The 17,108-nt window shown below is 61.9% G+C and carries 11 protein-coding genes; 8 read left to right on the top strand and 3 right to left on the bottom strand.

What is annotated here, in order from left to right; all coding sequences use genetic code 11:
• Positions 1 to 12: 12 nt before the first annotated feature.
• The 8 genes from KW842_RS17780 to KW842_RS17745 all read left to right on the top strand — a co-directional run bounded on the left by KW842_RS17780 (position 13) and on the right by KW842_RS17745 (position 11,865).
• Positions 13 to 2,166 carry an alpha-glucuronidase family glycosyl hydrolase gene (locus KW842_RS17780; protein ID WP_229223770.1) on the top strand — a complete coding sequence of 718 codons (2,154 nt, stop codon included), beginning with the start codon at positions 13 to 15 and terminating at the stop codon, positions 2,164 to 2,166.
• A gap of 57 nt (positions 2,167 to 2,223) precedes the next feature.
• Positions 2,224 to 3,330 (top strand): LacI family DNA-binding transcriptional regulator, encoded by a 1,107-nt coding sequence (locus tag KW842_RS17775; protein WP_218305440.1) that lies wholly within the window; start codon positions 2,224 to 2,226, stop codon positions 3,328 to 3,330.
• Positions 3,331 to 3,361: 31 nt separating this feature from the next.
• Positions 3,362 to 4,873: a carboxylesterase/lipase family protein gene (locus KW842_RS17770; protein ID WP_218305439.1), complete on the top strand. Its 1,512-nt coding sequence runs from the start codon at positions 3,362 to 3,364 to the stop codon at positions 4,871 to 4,873.
• Positions 4,874 to 4,966: 93 nt separating this feature from the next.
• On the top strand, positions 4,967 to 7,312 hold the full coding sequence (locus tag KW842_RS17765; protein WP_218305438.1) for a M1 family metallopeptidase: 2,346 nt from the start codon (positions 4,967 to 4,969) through the stop codon (positions 7,310 to 7,312).
• On the top strand, positions 7,312 to 7,800 hold the full coding sequence (locus KW842_RS17760; RefSeq protein ID WP_218305437.1) for a DUF6702 family protein: 489 nt from the start codon (positions 7,312 to 7,314) through the stop codon (positions 7,798 to 7,800). The genes KW842_RS17765 and KW842_RS17760 overlap by 1 nt, the downstream gene beginning before the upstream one ends.
• Positions 7,742 to 9,814, top strand: a complete 2,073-nt coding sequence (locus KW842_RS17755; protein WP_218305436.1) for a TonB-dependent receptor — start codon at positions 7,742 to 7,744, stop codon at positions 9,812 to 9,814. The genes KW842_RS17760 and KW842_RS17755 overlap by 59 nt, the downstream gene beginning before the upstream one ends.
• A gap of 42 nt (positions 9,815 to 9,856) precedes the next feature.
• Positions 9,857 to 10,420, top strand: coding sequence for a cupin domain-containing protein (locus tag KW842_RS17750; protein WP_218305435.1), 564 nt, complete (start codon positions 9,857 to 9,859; stop codon positions 10,418 to 10,420).
• A gap of 65 nt (positions 10,421 to 10,485) precedes the next feature.
• The gene (locus tag KW842_RS17745; RefSeq protein ID WP_218305434.1) at positions 10,486 to 11,865 is read left to right on the top strand and encodes a hypothetical protein; all 1,380 of its coding nucleotides are present in this window, start codon (positions 10,486 to 10,488) and stop codon (positions 11,863 to 11,865) included.
• Here the strand turns inward: KW842_RS17745 and KW842_RS17740 are convergent.
• From KW842_RS17740 to KW842_RS17725, 3 genes are all read right to left on the bottom strand, one after another.
• Positions 11,862 to 13,526 carry a methyl-accepting chemotaxis protein gene (locus KW842_RS17740; RefSeq protein WP_218305433.1) on the bottom strand — a complete coding sequence of 555 codons (1,665 nt, stop codon included), beginning with the start codon at positions 13,524 to 13,526 and terminating at the stop codon, positions 11,862 to 11,864. The genes KW842_RS17745 and KW842_RS17740 overlap by 4 nt on opposite strands.
• A gap of 83 nt (positions 13,527 to 13,609) precedes the next feature.
• Entirely contained in the window at positions 13,610 to 15,193 is a 1,584-nt protein-coding gene (locus KW842_RS17735) for a rhodanese-related sulfurtransferase (RefSeq protein ID WP_218305579.1), read from the bottom strand.
• Between the two features lie 575 nt (positions 15,194 to 15,768).
• Positions 15,769 to 17,097: an LLM class flavin-dependent oxidoreductase gene (locus tag KW842_RS17725; RefSeq protein WP_218305432.1), complete on the bottom strand. Its 1,329-nt coding sequence runs from the start codon at positions 17,095 to 17,097 to the stop codon at positions 15,769 to 15,771.
• Positions 17,098 to 17,108 lie beyond the last annotated feature (11 nt).

Here is a 17,108-nt window from a genome sequence, read left to right as displayed (position 1 = left end):
TAAACTGGAGACATGATGCGCTTTTCTTTATCCGCTGCGCTGGCAACGCTGCTACTCACGGTCGCTGCGGCGGCATCCGCCGCAGCGCCACCAAACGAAGACGGCTACGATCTGTGGCTGCGTTACCGCCTACTGGACAAGGCAGCCCAAGCCAGCGTGCAAGCGCAAGCCCGCAGCATCGTACTGCCCGGTGCGGCCACGCCGACCACCCAGGCCGCGCTCGATGAACTGCAAAAAGGCCTGAGCGGCTTGCTGGGCCGCGCGCCAGCACCAGCCACGCACATCGCCGATGGCGCGCTGCTGCTGGCTACGCCATCGCGCCTGCCGGAACTGAGCGCCGCCGCGTCGCCGCTGCGCGCCGAACTGGCCGCGCTGGGTGATGAAGGCTACCTGCTGCGCCAGACCCGCGTGCAAGGCCACAACGTCACGCTGATCGCAGCCAACAGCGACATCGGCCTCCTTTATGGAACCTACGCCTGGCTGCGCGACGCAGCCACCGGCGCAAAACTGGAAGCATCGTCAGCACCAACGCTGCAACTGCGCCTGCTGAATCATTGGGATAATCTGAACCGCACCGTCGAACGCGGCTACTCCGGCCAGTCCATCTGGGACTGGTGGGCGCTGCCGGACATCAAGGACCAGCGCTACACCGACTATGCGCGCGCCAATGCCTCGCTGGGCATCAACGGCACGGTACTCAATAACGTCAACTCCAAGCCGGAAATCCTGACCGCGCCGTTCATCGCCAAAGCCGCCGCCATCGCCGATGTGCTGCGCCCTTACGGCATCAAGGTTTATCTATCAGCACGCTGGTCAACACCGCTGGAACTGAAAGAAACCAGCACCGCCGATCCGCTGTCGCCGGAAGTGCAAGCCTGGTGGAAGCGCAAGGCCGATGAGATCTACAAAACGATTCCGGACTTCGGCGGCTTTGTGGTCAAGGCCAATTCCGAGGGCCAGCCTGGCCCGCAGGACTATCACCGCACCCACGCCGACGGCGCCAATATGCTGGCTGCCGCACTGGCGCCGCACAAAGGCATCGTCATGTGGCGCGCCTTTGTCTACGCGCCGAAAGGCACGCATATCGGTGAAGACCGCGCCAAGCAGGGCTTCGACGAATTCAAGCCGCTGGACGGCACCTTCGCCGCCAATGTGCTGGTGCAGGTGAAGAACGGCGCCATCGATTTCCAGCCGCGCGAACCATTCCACCCGCTGTTCGGTGCGCTGAAAACGCCGGTCATGATGGAGTTCCAGATCACCAAGGAATACCTGGGCTTCTCGACCGACATGGCCTATCTGGGCACCATGTTTGAAGAGACGCTGCAAGCCGATACCAAAACCGCGCCAGGCGGCCGCACTGTCGCCAAGACGCTGAGCGGCATCGCCGGCGTCTCCAATATCGGCACCGACCGCAACTGGGCCGGTTCACACTTCGACCAGGCCAACTGGTACGCCTACGGCCGCCTGGCCTGGAACCAGCAAGCCAAGGCCAGGGACATCGCCGCCGAATGGGCCGCCCTCACCTTCGGCCGGGACCAGCGTGTGGTCAAGCCGGTGGTCGACATGATGATGAATTCGCGCGAAACGGTGGTGAACTACATGACCCCACTGGGGCTGCATCACATCATGGGCACCGGCCACCATCACGGTCCTGGCCCGTGGGTGGACAATCTGGAGCGCCCGGACTGGAATCCGATCTACTACCACCGCGCCGGCCGCGACGGCATCGGCTTTGACCGCACCGCCAAAGGCAGCAACGCGCTGGAACAGTACGCGCCGGAGATCGCCCGCCAGTACAGCGATCCGAAAACCACGCCGGAGCAGTTCCTGCTGTGGTTCCACCACCTGCCATGGGACTACAAGATGCAGTCCGGCCGCACGCTGTGGACCGAGCTGCTGGCACACTACGACAAGGGCCTGGCCGACGCCAACGCGCTGCACGCGCAGTGGGTGGCGCTCAAGCCCTTGATCGATGCGCGCCGCTACGCCGAGGAAGAACAGCGCCTGCGCCGCCAGGTCAACAACGCCATCCTGTGGCGCGACGCCTGCATCGCCTACTTCCAGTCGGTGTCCGGGCTGCCGCTGCCGGCGGACGTGAAAGCGCCAGCGCACGCGCTGGAATACTACAAATCCCTGACCTTCCCTTACGCGCCGGGCCATTGGTAGGCGCCGCTTGTGATAGAGTTCGGGGCTTAACATAGCCATATTATTAACAGAGGACAGATGACTAACAAAAAGGTGAAAGCGGCGCCAGTAGTGGCCGTGCAGAACCGCTCGCAGGCGCCCACCATGGCCGACGTGGCCGAACTGGCCGGCGTCTCCCCGATGACCGTATCGCGCGTAATGAACGGCGATACCAACGTCCGCGAGAAAACCCGCAACCGCGTCGATGCGGCAGTCGCTGCCCTCAACTACGTTCCCAACCAGGCGGCGCGCCGTCTGGCGGGTTCGCGGCCGATTCGCGTCGGCTTCCTGTATTCGAATCCGTCGGCGGGCTACCTGAGCGAATTCCTGGTCGGCCTGCTGAACCAGGCCAGCCCGAACAATGTGCAACTGGTGGTGGAAAAATGCGAGGCGGACGAACATGGCGTCGAGCAGGCGCGCCGGCTGATCGCCAATGGCGTGGATGGCATCATCCTGCCGCCGCCGCTGTGCGACACGCGCAACCTGATCGACCTGATCGCCGCATCCGGCACGCCAGCCATCACGGTGGCTTGCGGCCAGCCGGACCCACGCGTCGGCGGCGTCAGCATCGACGACTATCAGGCCGCGTACGCGATGACCTGCCACCTGATCGCGCTGGGCCACCAGCGCATCGGCTTCGTCATCGGCCATCCCAACCAGAGCGCCAGCGCGCGCCGCCTGGCCGGCTTCAAAGCCGCGCTGGCGGACAAGCATATGCAACTGGCGCCGGAACTGCTGGTGCAAGGCTTGTTCACCTACCGCTCCGGCCTGGACGCGGCGGAGAATCTGCTGTCGCAAGAACATCGTCCGACCGCCGTTTTCGCCAGTAATGACGATATGGCGGCCGCCGTGGTGGCCATCGCGCATCGCCTTGGCCTGGACGTGCCGGGCGACCTGACTGTCGCCGGTTTCGATGACACCGCGCTGGCGACCACCATCTGGCCCGAGCTGACCACGGTGCGCCAGCCAATTACCGACATGGCGGAAGAGGCTGTGCAATTCCTGGTGCGCCTGATCCGCGCCCAGCGCAACGGCACGCCGGAGGAAGCACGCCATGTGGTGATGGAGCATACGCTGATCCGTCGCCAGTCCGATGCGGCGCCGCGCCTGCGCCCCTCCAGCAAGGTCGCCGGCAAAGTCAAATAACCCTTACTTACCTTACCGCACTGCTCACGCCATGAAAAAAACCGGTCTGCTGCTGTCCTCCCTGTTTGCCCTCACCGCCCATGCGGCGCCAAACGCCACGACCAGCACTGCCGGCGGCGTGGTGGCGGGCGTGCAGGAAGCATCGGGCGTCATCGCGTACAAGGGCATTCCCTACGCGGCGGCACCGGTGGGCAAGCTGCGATGGAAGGCGCCGCAACCGGTGGCCAAGTGGCAAGGCACGCGCAAGGCCGACAAATTCGGCGCGCGCTGCATGCAGCTGCCGCTGTTCGGCGACATGGTGTTCCGCTCGGACGGCGTCAGCGAGGACTGCCTGTTCCTTAACGTCTGGACGCCGGCCAAGTCGGCCAAAGAGAAGCTGCCGGTGCTGGTCTACTTCTACGGCGGCGGCTTCGCGGCCGGCGACGGTTCGGAACCGCGCTACGATGGCGAAAGCATGGCGGCCAAAGGCATCGTCACGCTGACCGTCAACTATCGCCTCAACGTATTCGGCTTCCTGGCACATCCCGAGCTGACCAGGGAAGCGCCGCATCACTCGTCCGGCAACTATGGCTTGATGGATCAGGCGGCAGCGCTGCAATGGGTACGCAAGAATATCGCGGCCTTCGGCGGCGATCCGGCGCGCGTGACCATCGCCGGCGAGTCGGCTGGCTCGTTCTCGGTCAGCGCGCAAATGATCAATCCGCAAGCCCAAGGCCTGATTGCCGGCGCCATCGGCGAAAGCGGCGCGCTGCTCGGCCTGACCCCGCCCGCCAGACTGGCGGACGCTGAACAAAAAGGTGCCGAATTCGCCAAGGCCATCGCTGCGCCTACGCTGTCGCAACTGCGCGAGCTGCCGGCGCAAAAGCTGCTGGAGTCGGCGCAGGCGTCGGGCATCTGGTTCTCCGCGATCCAGGACGGCTACGTGATTCCGCGCGCGCCTGCCGAGGTGTATGCGGCCGGCGAACAGGCCAAAATCCCGCTGCTGGCAGGCTGGAATTCGCAGGAAGGCCATTACAAGCAGATATTCCAGAAGGACGAGCCGAGCGAAGCGTTGTTTGTCGCGCGCCTGCAAGGCTTGTATGGCGACCAGGCAGCCACCGCACGGCAAGCTTACAGCGGCGACTACAAGCAAGCTGCCACCAATCTGGCCAGCGACCTGTTTATCGGCCATGGCACCTGGAAGTGGATAGACGCCCACGCGCGCACCAGCGGCAAGCCAGTGTATCGTTATTACTACACTCAGCCACGCCCTGGCCAGGAAGGCGCAGGCCATTCGGTGGAGATCGAGTACGCGATGGGCAACCTGGCGGGGAATAAAGTCTATGCGTGGAGCGCAGATGATTATGCGCTTTCCACCCAGTTGCAGGACTACTTCGCCAACTTCATCAAGCGCGGCAACCCCAATGGCGCGGGCTTGCCTGAGTGGCCGCAGGCGCATGCGGGCGCGGGTTCCAAATTGATGCGGCTGGGCGTGCCATCGGTTGCGGCGACTGCGGACGACGACACCCGCCAGCAATTCCTCGACACCCAGGCCAAGCGCTGAAGCCATTCCGGGTTTGTATTTTATTGTATCAGTGGGTAATCGATTGAAAAGCTGCTATACAATTTATCCTCTTATCAAGAGGAAACAATCCCTATGCAAAAGAAGCTTGGCTTACTGGCCCTCTGCCTGACGGTATCCGCCTACGCGGCAGAGCCATTTGACGACAAATTCCGTCAACTCGAAGAAATCCTGCCGACTCCGAACGCCTATCGCACCGCCTCCGGTGCGCCAGGCCACGCCTACTGGCAGCAACGCGCTGATTACACCATCACTGCGTCGCTGGACGAAGCCAAGCGCGCCATCACCGGCAGCGAGCAAATCACCTATCACAATAACTCGCCGGACACGCTGAGCTATCTGTGGGTGCAGCTCGACCAGAACATCTACAAAAAAGACTCCGACGCCCGCATGATGCTGACCCAGCCATCGCGCGAAGCCTGGGCCAAACCGTCCGGACCGGACGAGGGCTACAAGTTTGAAGGCATGCGCGGCCTGCTGGCCGGCCGTGAATTCGACGGCGGCTTCAAGATCAAGACCGTAGCCTCGGGCGGCCAGCCGCTGAAGCACGTCATCAACCGCACCATGATGCGCATCGACCTGCCGCAGCCATTGAAGTCGGGCGAGAAGTTCGTCTTCAATATCGACTGGTCCTACAACATCAACGAACAGCAAGTGCTGGGCGGCCGTTCCGGCTACGAGCACTTCGACGAAGACAAGAACGACCTGTTCGAAATCGCCCAATGGTTCCCGCGCATGGCGGCCTACTACGATGTCTATGGCTGGCAGCACAAGCAGTTTCTCGGCTCCGGCGAATTCACGCTGGAATTCGGCGACTACGATGTACAGCTGACCGTCCCGGCTGACCACGTGGTGGCATCGACCGGTGCGCTGCAAAATCCGAACGAGGTTCTGAGTGCAGCCCAGCGCGATCGCCTGGAAAAAGCCAAGACCGCCACCACGCCGGTGGTCATCGTGACCCAGGAAGAAGCCACCAGGGCCGAGAAATCGCGCAGCACCGCCAGCAAGACCTGGCACTTCAAGGCCGCCAACGTACGTGATTTTGCCTGGGCCTCCAGCCGCAAATTCATCTGGGATGCGCAAGGCTACAAAAAAGATTCCACCGACGTGATGGCGATGTCCTACTATCCGAAGGAAGGTAATCCGCTGTGGGGCAAGTACAGTACCCAGGCCATCATCCACACTATCGACAAGTACAACAAGTACAGCTTCGATTATCCCTATCCAACCGCGATCTCGGTCAACGGTCCGGTGGGCGGCATGGAATACCCGATGATCTCGTTCAACGGTCCACGTCCAAGCAAGGACAAGAAAACCGGCGCGCTGACCTGGTCGCAGCAGACCAAGTATGGCCTGATCGGCGTGATCATTCACGAAGTGGGCCACAACTACTACCCGATGATCATCAACTCCGATGAGCGCCAGTGGACCTGGATGGACGAAGGCCTGAACACCTTTGTGCAATACCTGGCCGAGCAGGAATGGGAAGATGGCTATCCGTCGCGCCGTGGCGAGCCACGCAACATCGTCGACTACATGAAGAGCCGCAACCAGGTGCCGATCATGACCAACTCGGAGTCGGTACTCCAGCTGGGTAACAATGCCTACGCCAAACCGGCGACTGGCCTGAACATCCTGCGCGAAACCATTCTGGGCCGCGAACTGTTCGACTACGCCTTCCGCGAATACGCACAACGCTGGAAATTCAAGCGCCCTACCCCGGCTGACTTCTTCCGCACCATGGAAGATGCTTCGGGCACGGACCTCGACTGGTTCTGGCACGGCTGGTTCTACACCACCGATCCGGTTGACATCAGCATCGACGGTATCAACGAGTACGGCATCAGCAGCAAGAATCCGGAAAAGGAGAAAGCCTGGAAGAAGGCGCAGAAAGACGCGCAGCCTATTTCGGTGTCCGAGCAGCGCAACAAGGCCCTGCCTAAGCGCCTGGATTCGCACCCTGAGCTGAAGGACTTCTACAACGAGCACGACGAATTCACCGTCACCAACAAAGACCGCAACGCTTACGCGGAAGCGGTCGAGAAACTGGAGCCGTGGGAGAAGAAGCTGCTGGATCAGGGCAAGCATCTCTATCTGGTCGACTTCTCCAACCTGGGTGGCATGGTGATGCCGCTGATTCTGGAGATTGAACTGAAGAGCGGCAAGAAGTATATCGAGCGCATTCCGGCCGAAGTATGGCGCTACTCGTCGAAGAAAATCACCAAGCTGATTATCACCGACGAACCGATGGTCAGCCTGACCCAGGACCCGTACTGGGAAACCGCCGACATCGACACGACCAACAACTCGTGGCCTCGCAAGGTAACGCAATCGCGCCTGGAACTGTTCAAGACCGAACGCGATAAAAATAACCTGATGCGCGACTTCAATACGCCGCTGAAGAAAGACGAGAAGAAGTAATGCCGCGTTTCTTGACGCTTGCAGTCGCCGTGCTGGCCTTGGTCAGCACGGTAGTCCATGCTCATAACTTCCATATGGGCATAGCGGACATCAGCTACAACGAGCGCACTGGCAACACCGAGATCGTGCACACCTACACCGGGCACGATCTCACCGCGCTGCTGACCAATCTGTACGGCCACCAGTTTGACCTTGGCCGTCCGGACAGTGAAGCGCCGCTGCGCCGCTACGTGGAAAAACAGTTCACCATCGCCGACGCGGCAGGCAAGCGCCTGCCACTGCAATGGGTTGGGGCAAAAGTCGACGCCGACAGCGTTGTGATCTTCCAGGAGATACGCGGCGCCAGACTGAAGAAAGGCAGCCGCATACACAATGCGCTGCTGATCGATTTCCTGCCAACTCAAAAGAATACCCTCAATGTGCAAACCGATGGCACGATCAAAACCCTCATCTTCGATCAAAGCAGTATCGATCAAATCGCCCCTTAAATATGCATTGCTGCTGGCCCTGGGTTCCGCCCAGGCCGATGACCTGGGCCTGCAACGGGTATTGGTGGATGGCTCGCGCCTGAACCAGCTGGGTGTCGCGGATGCCGCCAGCGCGGGCGCCGTCACCCAGGAACAGCTGGCCGCGCGCACCGTCTACCGTCCCGGCGAAATGCTGGAGGCGGTGCCGGGGCTGGTGGTCAGCCAGCATAGCGGCGAAGGCAAGGCCAATCAGTTCTACCTGCGCGGCTTCAACCTCGATCACGGCACCGACCTTCGCACCACAGTGGACGGCATGCCGGTCAACCAGCGCAGTCACGCGCACGGCCAGGGCTGGACCGACCTGAATTTCCTGATACCGGAACTGTCGGTGCGCCTCGACTACAAGAAAGGCCCCTACTCCGCTCAGGAGGGCGATTTCGCTTCCGCCGGTACCGCGTCCGTGGTGTACGCCAATCGCCTGCTACAAGGCGTGGCCAGCGTCAGCGCCGGCCAGAACGGCTATGGCCGCGCGCTGCTTGCCGATTCGGTAGAAACGCAGCGCGGCAGCCTGCTGTATGCGGTCGAGGCTTTGCACAATGACGGTCCGTTTACCAATCCGGACAACTATCAGAAACTGAACGCCGTGCTGCGCTACAGCGAAGGCTACGCCAACAACGGCTTTAACGTCAGCCTGATGGCGTACAAGGCCGACTGGAATTCCACCGACCAGATTCCATTGCGCGCCGTGCAGGACGGCCAGATCGGCCGCAACGACGCCATCGACAATACGGACGGCGGCAAGGCCCATCGCTACAGCCTTTCAGGCGCATGGCGGCGCACCGATGACAACAGCGCTTCCAAGGTCAACGCCTACCTGATCGCCAATCAGCTGGACCTGTGGTCCAACTTCACCTACTTCATGGATGATCCGCTCCACGGCGACCAGTTCGCGCAGCCGGACAAGCGCGTGACCAGCGGTCTGAATGCCTCGCACAGCTGGCACCAGCATACCGACACGGGCAACAGCGAAACCACCGTCGGCATCCAGCTACAGAACGACAATATCTTCAACGGCCTGCTGAACACCCAGGCGCGCCGCACACTTTCCGTCACGCGCCAGGATCACATCGTTGAATCCAGCGCCGGTCTGTTCCTTGAAAATAACACGCGCTGGTCGCCTGCCTTGCGCACGGTGGCAGGTGCGCGGCTGGACGGCTACCGTTTTGACGTGCAGAGTGACCGGAGCGCCAATACTGGCAAGGTCAACGACCATCTGCTCAGTCCCAGCCTGAGCGTCATCTACGGCCCATGGCAAACGGCTGAGGTATACGCCAACTTCGGCACCGGCTTCCACAGCAATGATGCGCGCGGCGCCACCATCACCATCGATCCGAAGACCGGTCTGGCGGCGGAAAAAGTCACGCCGCTGGTACGTTCGCGCGGCATGGAGCTGGGCGCGCGCACCGCTTGGCTGCCTGGCTTGCAGACTTCGCTATCGCTGTACCGGCTGGATTTCGATTCGGAGCTGGTCTACATCGGCGATGCCGGAGCGACCGAAGCAGGTCCGCCGAGCAGGCGCTATGGCGTCGAATTCTCCAACTACTACAAGCCGCTGAAATGGCTGTCGGTGGATCTGGACCTGGCTTACGCGCGCGCCCGCTCGCGTGGTGAGCAGGAACAAGGCCGTTACATTCCTGGCGCGGTGGAAGGCACGGGCCAACTGGCGATCACCGTGGACGACGGCGGTCCGTATTCGGCATCGCTGAAGCTGCGCTACTTTGGTCCACGCCCGCTTATTGAAGACAACAGCGTACGCTCCAGCTCCAGCATGACGCTGAACGGCCGCTTTGGCTGGAAGATCCGCAAGGACCTGGCGCTGGAACTTGAGGCATTCAATATCACCAACCGCCGCGACTCCGCCATCGATTATTATTATGAATCGCAGCTGAAAGGGGAAACGGCCGCCGTGGCCGACATCCACTTCCACCCTATCGAATCGCGCTCGCTGAGAGCCACGCTGATCAAGCACTTCTAGGCGCAGCGCGGCATTGCGCGGCGCTCTGCCAAAAGGATGAATATGAGCCTCCCTGCCACGCAAGACGATCTGCTGCATCTGGTGCCGGAAGGTTATCCGGTCAGCATCGACGTCGCGCAGGCCAGCATTGCGGGCGCCGGCACAGCGATGCATTTCGTGTTGCCGATCAAAGGCCATAACCTGCCGTTGACGCATCAACGGGAGAGCAAGCTGGTGGCAGCGCTTGAGGGTGAGCTGGAAATACGCAGCGGCGGTGTGCGTATCGCTCTGCTGCGGCAAGGCGATGCGGTACTGCTGAAGACCGGCATTGCGCACCGCATCCACCAGCATGGCGATCAAGCCGCCACAGTCGGCGTGGCGTTGTGGCCAGGACAAGCGGAACAGGCTTTTCGCGACATGGCGGCGCTGGTCACCAATCACCAATATAGCCGCGAAGCGATCATCCGCATTCTGGCGAACTACGATATCGCCTGGCACGGGGCTGCGGAAGGCACACCCGTGCAGGTGGAAGCCGGTACGCTCGACACCAAACTGGACGCCCTGCCCACCGCACTGGCGCAGGCAATCCGCTTACGCTGGGCCGCTACAATACGCCGTCACATTTAATCGCCACATTATTTGTGTCGCTACTTACTGGCGAGTCACCCGATCATCCCAACAATGACATCGCCATGACCGCCATATCAGCTTTCAGCAGCAGAGTTACTCCGGCCCAGCCAGTTTTCCAGGCAAAGGAACTGGACATCGCATCCACCTCACCGGACGAGAAGACGCTGGCAAGCACGTTTGCAGCGCCGCCAGACGCGTTGACCAGCATGCAGCCGCCGCTGACCAACAGCGTCGCATGGGGTGCAAAGTCCAGTGATCCAGTCAGTTCGCTGATGACGATTAATTATGCGTCAACTTCCGCGGCCGGCCGCCTGCGCGGCATCGGCGCGGCGCTGCTGCACCGCTTTGACAGCGATCCCGGCGATTTTTCGCAATCGGTCAGGCAATCGTCGCTCGCGGCGCCGCAGGGAAAGCAGGATACCTATGACATCACGCTGGACGTGATGGCGGCTTCCGGCATCAAAATCAGCATCGCTCTGAAGACCACATCGAACGGGCTGACCGTGCAGGTCGCCGGTTCCGACAAACTAAGCGAAGCGGAGCGCGGCGCCTTGTCGGGATTGGCGGAGGCGTTCCAAAGCGCCATCGACGGCATCACCGGTTCGCACAAACTCGACCTGAACGGCCTGCTGCGCTACGACCCGGCATTGCTGGCCTCAGTTGATCTGAAGGTGGATGTGGAACTGGAAGGTGGCAAAATGCAAACCCTGCATTTTCACGCCGATAGCAAGACGCGCTCGCTCAACAGCAATGGGCCGGACGGCAACGTGAACGTCAGTGTCGACCTGTCTCGCCTGGCCGGTATCGGTGACGACCAGCAGCGCCAGGCGGGAATCGACGCCTACCTGGCGCAAGTCGATGAGGCGGCCCGGCGCGGCCATGCCAACACCGCCCTGCTGGCCACTTTCAAAGGCGTGTTCACTCAGATGGTCGGCGCACCATCCGCCAATAGCGCGCCCAGCCTGGCCCCGCGCGACCTCGCACAGCTCACCGGCCTGGCCGATTTTGAGGCCTCGTTTAGCAGCACGCCATTAGCCCTCAATCCAAAGCGTCCGGACGAAATCGACAAGTTCATTTATCACGTCTCGCAGACCACTGATATAGGTGGCGATAGCCAGTTTGACCGCTCGATTTCACAAACGCAGAACAAGCGTCTTGATGCAAGCTTCCACGAATCACTCTCTTCCGGCAAGCCGTTCGACGCCAAGGAAAGCATGCGGACGCAAAGTTACTACTTCAAGAAGATCAGTGAAGAGAGCACCAGCAGCACGAACATCAGCTACAGCAGTGGCACGCTGACACGCGCAGACAAGCAAGACAACACCAGCGGCGAGACCAGCCTGGTCAAGTACGTCATGGGCGTGTTCAAAGAGAGCAGCAAGACACCTATCGTCGAAAGTGCCAAGCGCGATCTGGTGAAGGATATTCTGGGCCTGGACTAAGCCACCGAACGCGAACGGGACGAATCAGCATCAACCTTCGCCGGTGCGGATGCCGGCAGCGCGATCACACCTGCGCGCCCCGCTCCCGATGCAACCGGCGCAGCCAAAGCCGCCTGCCCAGCCTTGATGTTGAACGCGCTGACCACTTGCTCCAGCATATCCGCCTGATCGCGCAAGGTGGCTGCCGCTGCGGCGGTCTGCTCGACCAGCGCCGCATTCTGCTGCGTGGTCTGGTCCATCTCGGTCACCGCGCGGTGCACCTGCTCGATCCCGTCGTTCTGCTCCTGTGTCGCAGCACTGATTTCGCCAACGATATCGGTCACCTGCTGGATGCTCGCCACCACCTCGTGCATGGTCGTACCAGCCTGCTCCACCAGCCGGGTACCAGAGCCAACCTTCTCCACCGAATCATCAATCAGCGCCTTGATCTCTTTGGCGGCCGATGCTGACCGCTGCGCCAGGTTGCGTACCTCGGTGGCCACCACGGCAAAGCCACGCCCTTGCTCACCTGCGCGTGCGGCTTCCACCGCCGCATTCAGCGCCAGGATATTGGTCTGGAACGCGATCCCATCGATCACCGAAATAATATCCACGATCTTGCGCGACGACTCGTTGATCGAGCCCATGGTCAGCACCACCTGCTCCACCACCGCGCCACCATGCGTCGCCACCTCGGACGCCGAACGCGCCAGCTGATTCGCCTGGCGTGCATTGTCCGCGTTCTGCCCCACAGTAGATGTCAGCTGCTCCATGCTGGCCGCGGTTTCTTCCAGCGCATCCGCCTGAGACGAAGTACGATGCGACAAATCCCCGGTACCCGCAGCAATCTGCTGCGACGCCACACCAACCGAACCGGTCGCCGCGCGCACTGTTTCGATCACACCCGCAATCTGCTCCAGCAGCTTGTTGAACGCCACCGCCGTGTGGCCGATTTCATCCATACGCTCGACCTTGATCTGTTTGGTCAGGTCCAGAGACTGGCTGACATCTTCCAGCGTGCCGCGGATCGATGCCAGGCTGCTGCGGATGATGCGGTACAGCTGCCACGCCAGCGCGCCAGTCACCAGCAACGCCAGCGAAATCACCATCACCATCAGCTTGAACGCGAAGCCATACGCAGCCACACTCTCGGCGCGCACGTTTTCTATCAGCTGGTTGTTGTAAGCGATATGGTCGTCAAAGGCTTTCTTCAACGCGGCTGCGGACAACGCCAGCGGCGTGCCGGTTTCCAGCGTCGCGCGCACCGCATCCAGATCGCCGGCATGCGCGCCGGCGATAAACGGCACCAGCGCCTGGCGATAAGTCACCATCGCCGCCTTGTCCGCCTCCAGCATCTTGCGGTCGGTGTCGTCGAAGATCCGGTCTTTCTCATACGCCGCGATCACCTCGTCCAGGCGTCGATGCGCATCGTTATAGGCTTTATCCAGCGCGCTCTTGTCGGATAAATTCGAAAACACCGACAGCCGGTATGCGGCCAGGCGGCTGTCGGACATAAAGCCTTTGGCCATTTTCAAGCCGGAGATGCTGGGGATCAAACGGGTCTGCACCATGTCCAGCCGCTGCTGCGCATTCGACAGCTGCGTCAGCGCGGCGACGCCAACAAAAATCAGCGCCGCCAGCGCCAGGGATAGGGTCAACATCAAACGCTTGGCGATAGTCATTGCAATTTTCTCAATTAAGCTGAATTACCAATATGAGAAAATTATGCTGCATTGCAATGAATATTGCAATGAGGCAAATCAAATCAGATCACTTTGAACCCATGCGTGCCGTCCCTGCCGAGTTGCGCCACCAGGCCAAACTCCCAATCCAGATAGGCCTGCATGGCTTCGGCGCGATTGTCCGTGCCCTCGTACGGACGGCGATAGCGGTCGATCAATGGTGAGGCCAATCGCGTCGCGCCAGTCTCCACTGGCTTGCCGGCGGCCACCCACGCCGCCGTTCCGCCAGTCAGTACAAGGATAGGCAGCTTGGTCAACGTGCGCAGGTCAGCGGCGACATAGCGCGCCAGCAGGCTGCTGCCGCAGGTCAGCACATAGCGCTCCACGCCTTCCGGCAACTGCGCCAGCGCCGCCGCCAGTTGCGAACGCAGCGCAAACCATGCCCCCGGAATATGCCGTTTCTGATAATTGACGCCCGACGTGAAGTCCAGCAGCGCCACTTGCTGCGGCGCCGCAGACAACCAGTCGCCCAGCGTGTCGGCACTGATCTCTTCGACCTCCGGCTGCGGCGGCAGCGCATCCTGCCACGGACCGGTCACGCTGAAATCCGCGGCCTGCAAGCCATCCACCACATACACATCGTTATTCATTTGCTTCAGCCAGTGCGCGGTCAGATTGGCGCGCACGCCATCGCTATCCGCCAGCACGATGCGCGCGCCGCGTACCGGCGCGAACTGCTCGGTTTCCTGCACCAGTTGCCCGCCAGGCGCGGAGCGGAAATGCGGCAACCGTCCATCGCCGTATTCGCCCGGACTGCGAATGTCGAAGAAATAGTTGGTGCGCACGCGGTCAGCATGCAGCTCACTCAGTTGCGACGGCTGCAAGCGCTTGACGCCAGCGCGGTCGGCCAGCGCCCGCACATCCCGCGCCGCCGTCTGCCGATTCGCTTCCGACGCCGGCGGATAGCTGCGCGACTGGCCATGCTCCAGCTGCTGTTCGGCCAGCGTCCAGCCTATGGTGCCATTACGCAGCGCCGACACGGGATTCGGCACGCCGGCGTTGATCAGCGACTGGGTGCCGATGATACTGCGGGTACGCCCCGCACAATTGACGATGATGCGGGTGGCCGGGTCCGGAGCGAGTTCGCGCACACGCAACGCCAGCTCCGCGCCCGGCACGCTGATGCTGCCGGGGATGCTCATGGTCTGGTACTCGTCATAGCGGCGCGCGTCAAGGATGACAATGTTCTCGCCCTGGTCGATCAGCGCCTTCACTTCAGGCGCCGATAGCGACGGCGTGTGGCGCTCATGCTCGACCAGCTCGCCAAAGGATTTGCTCGGCACGTTCACATCGCGGAACAATTCCCCGCCGGCGTCGCGCCAGCCGGCCACGCCGCCGTCCAGCAGCGCGACATTGGTGTAGCCCAGTTGGTGCAGCTTGAGCGCTGAGGGCAAGGCCAAGCCTTCGCCATCGTCCAGCACGACGATCGGCGCATCGCGGCTCGGCAGCTTGGTGTAGGCGTCAATCTCAATGCGGCCATACGGGAAGTTGGCGGCGAACAGCGGGTGTGCCTGCGCGTGCGGATCCTCCTCGCGCACATCCAGCAGTGCGATTTCGCGGCCCGCCAATAGCGCCGCCCTCACCTGCTGGTAACTGCGATACGGGATCTGTGGCGTATAGCCTGAACGGAAAGGCTTGACCTGTCCGTCCAGCGTGTAGACGCTGCGATCAACCGCGCCGATATCCGCGCCATAAACGTGAATGCCGACCGATACACGGTCGCTGAAGGCGTTGTACACCTGATGGATATCGCCCAGCGCCGGCGACACCGCCACCACGTCGCCCGCCTCCAGCCGCTGCGGCTCGCCATGCCGCTCCAGCCGGCCATCTGCCGTGCGGCGGAAGTCGTACGAAATCTCGGCGCCGCGCAGCAGGCCGATCAGCCCCCACACGGTGTGGTCATGGATCGGCGTCGATTGGCCCGGCCCCCAAACAAAACTCACCACCGAAAAACGCGCAGCCGGATCGCGGTACAGCAGATACTGACGATAGAACTGCGGATGCGGCGCGGCGGCTTCACGCGGCAGCCAATCGTCATGCGCAAGCAGCTCGCGCAGCGCGGCCGAACCCTGCTCCACTACCTGTACCTCATCCTGGCCGATGATGGCATCCAGCTGGCCGACGAAATGCCGCAGCCGTGGCGGCAGGTCGTGTTGTTGTGCTTCACTCATCTTGCGCTCTCCTACGCAGCCTGGCGGCGTGCTGCGGTGTTGCGGTTTTCCGGCACATCCAGTCCCAGATTACCACGTAAGGTGTGGTGCTCATACTCTTTGCGGAACAGGCCGCGCTGCTGCAACACCGGCACCACTTCGGACACGAAAGCGTCCAGCTGGCGCGGCAGCGATTCAAACAGGATGAAGCCATCGGCCGCGCCGCTGTCGAACCAGCGCTGGATGGCGTCGGCCACCTGCACACCGGTGCCGACGAATTCACGGCGCGGGCTGGCGTAGCGCAGAGCGGTTTCGCGCAGCGTCAGGTTTTCTTCACGCGCGGCACGCACAATGCGCTCGGAGGAACTGCGGTTGCTCTCGGCGCCGTAATGGGCGATGTCCGGGAATGGGCCATCCAGCGGATACTGGCCCAGATCATGTTCGTTAAAGGAACGGGCCAGCGCCACCAGCGCATCTTCAACGCGGATCAGGCTCACTGCTTCCTGGAACAGGCGCTCCACCTCTTCTTCATCGCGGCCGACGATGGCGCGCAGCGCCGGCAACACGTTCAGGCGCTCCGGCGCGCGGCCGAATGCGGCGGCCCGCCGTTTGATATCGGCATAATAAGTCTGCGACGCCTCCAGCGACGAGTTCTCGGTAAAGAAGGCATCCGCATAGCGGGCCGAGAAATTGCGGCCGTCTTCCGACGCCCCCGCCTGGAAGATCACCGGCTGCCCTTGCGGCGAGCGGCTGATATTCAGCGGGCCGCGCACATTGAAGAATTCTCCCTTGTGGTTCAGCGTATGCAGCTTGGCCGGGTCGAAGAACTGGCCACTGGCTTTGTCGCGCGTCAGCGCATCGTCTTCCCACGAGTCCCACAGGCCCTGCACCGTCTCCAGATGCTCTGCCGCGATGCGGTAGCGGACTTCGTGCGGCGGGTGCGTCGGCTTGCCGTAGTTGTCGGCGCTGCCGGACAGCCACGAGGTCACCACATTCCAGCCGGCGCGGCCTTTGCTGATGTGGTCCAGCGACGCGAACTGGCGCGCCACCGTATAGGGTTCGCTGTAGCTGACGGTCAGCGTGCCCACCAGACCGATGTTTTGCGTGGCCGTGGCCAGCGCGGACAGGATGGTCAGCGGCTCAAAGCGGTTCAGATAATGTGGACTGGACTTTTCGGTAATGTGTACGCTGTCCGCCACAAACAGGAAGTCGAACTTCGCCTGTTCCGCCAGCCTGGCCTGGCGCAGATAGAAATCGATATTGGTGCTGGCGCTCGGGTCGGCGTCAGGATGCCGCCAGTCGCCCCAGCCAGGGCCCACGCCGTGCAGGATAAAGCCAAGTTTCAGTTGTCGAATGCTCATGTGATGCTCCT

The sequence above is a fragment of the Duganella sp. sic0402 genome (genome assembly GCF_019219065.1).
GTDB lineage: Bacteria > Pseudomonadota > Gammaproteobacteria > Burkholderiales > Burkholderiaceae_D > Rugamonas.
The sequence above is the reverse complement of the archived record's forward strand: the minus strand, read 5'-3'. Positions and strand labels throughout refer to the sequence as shown.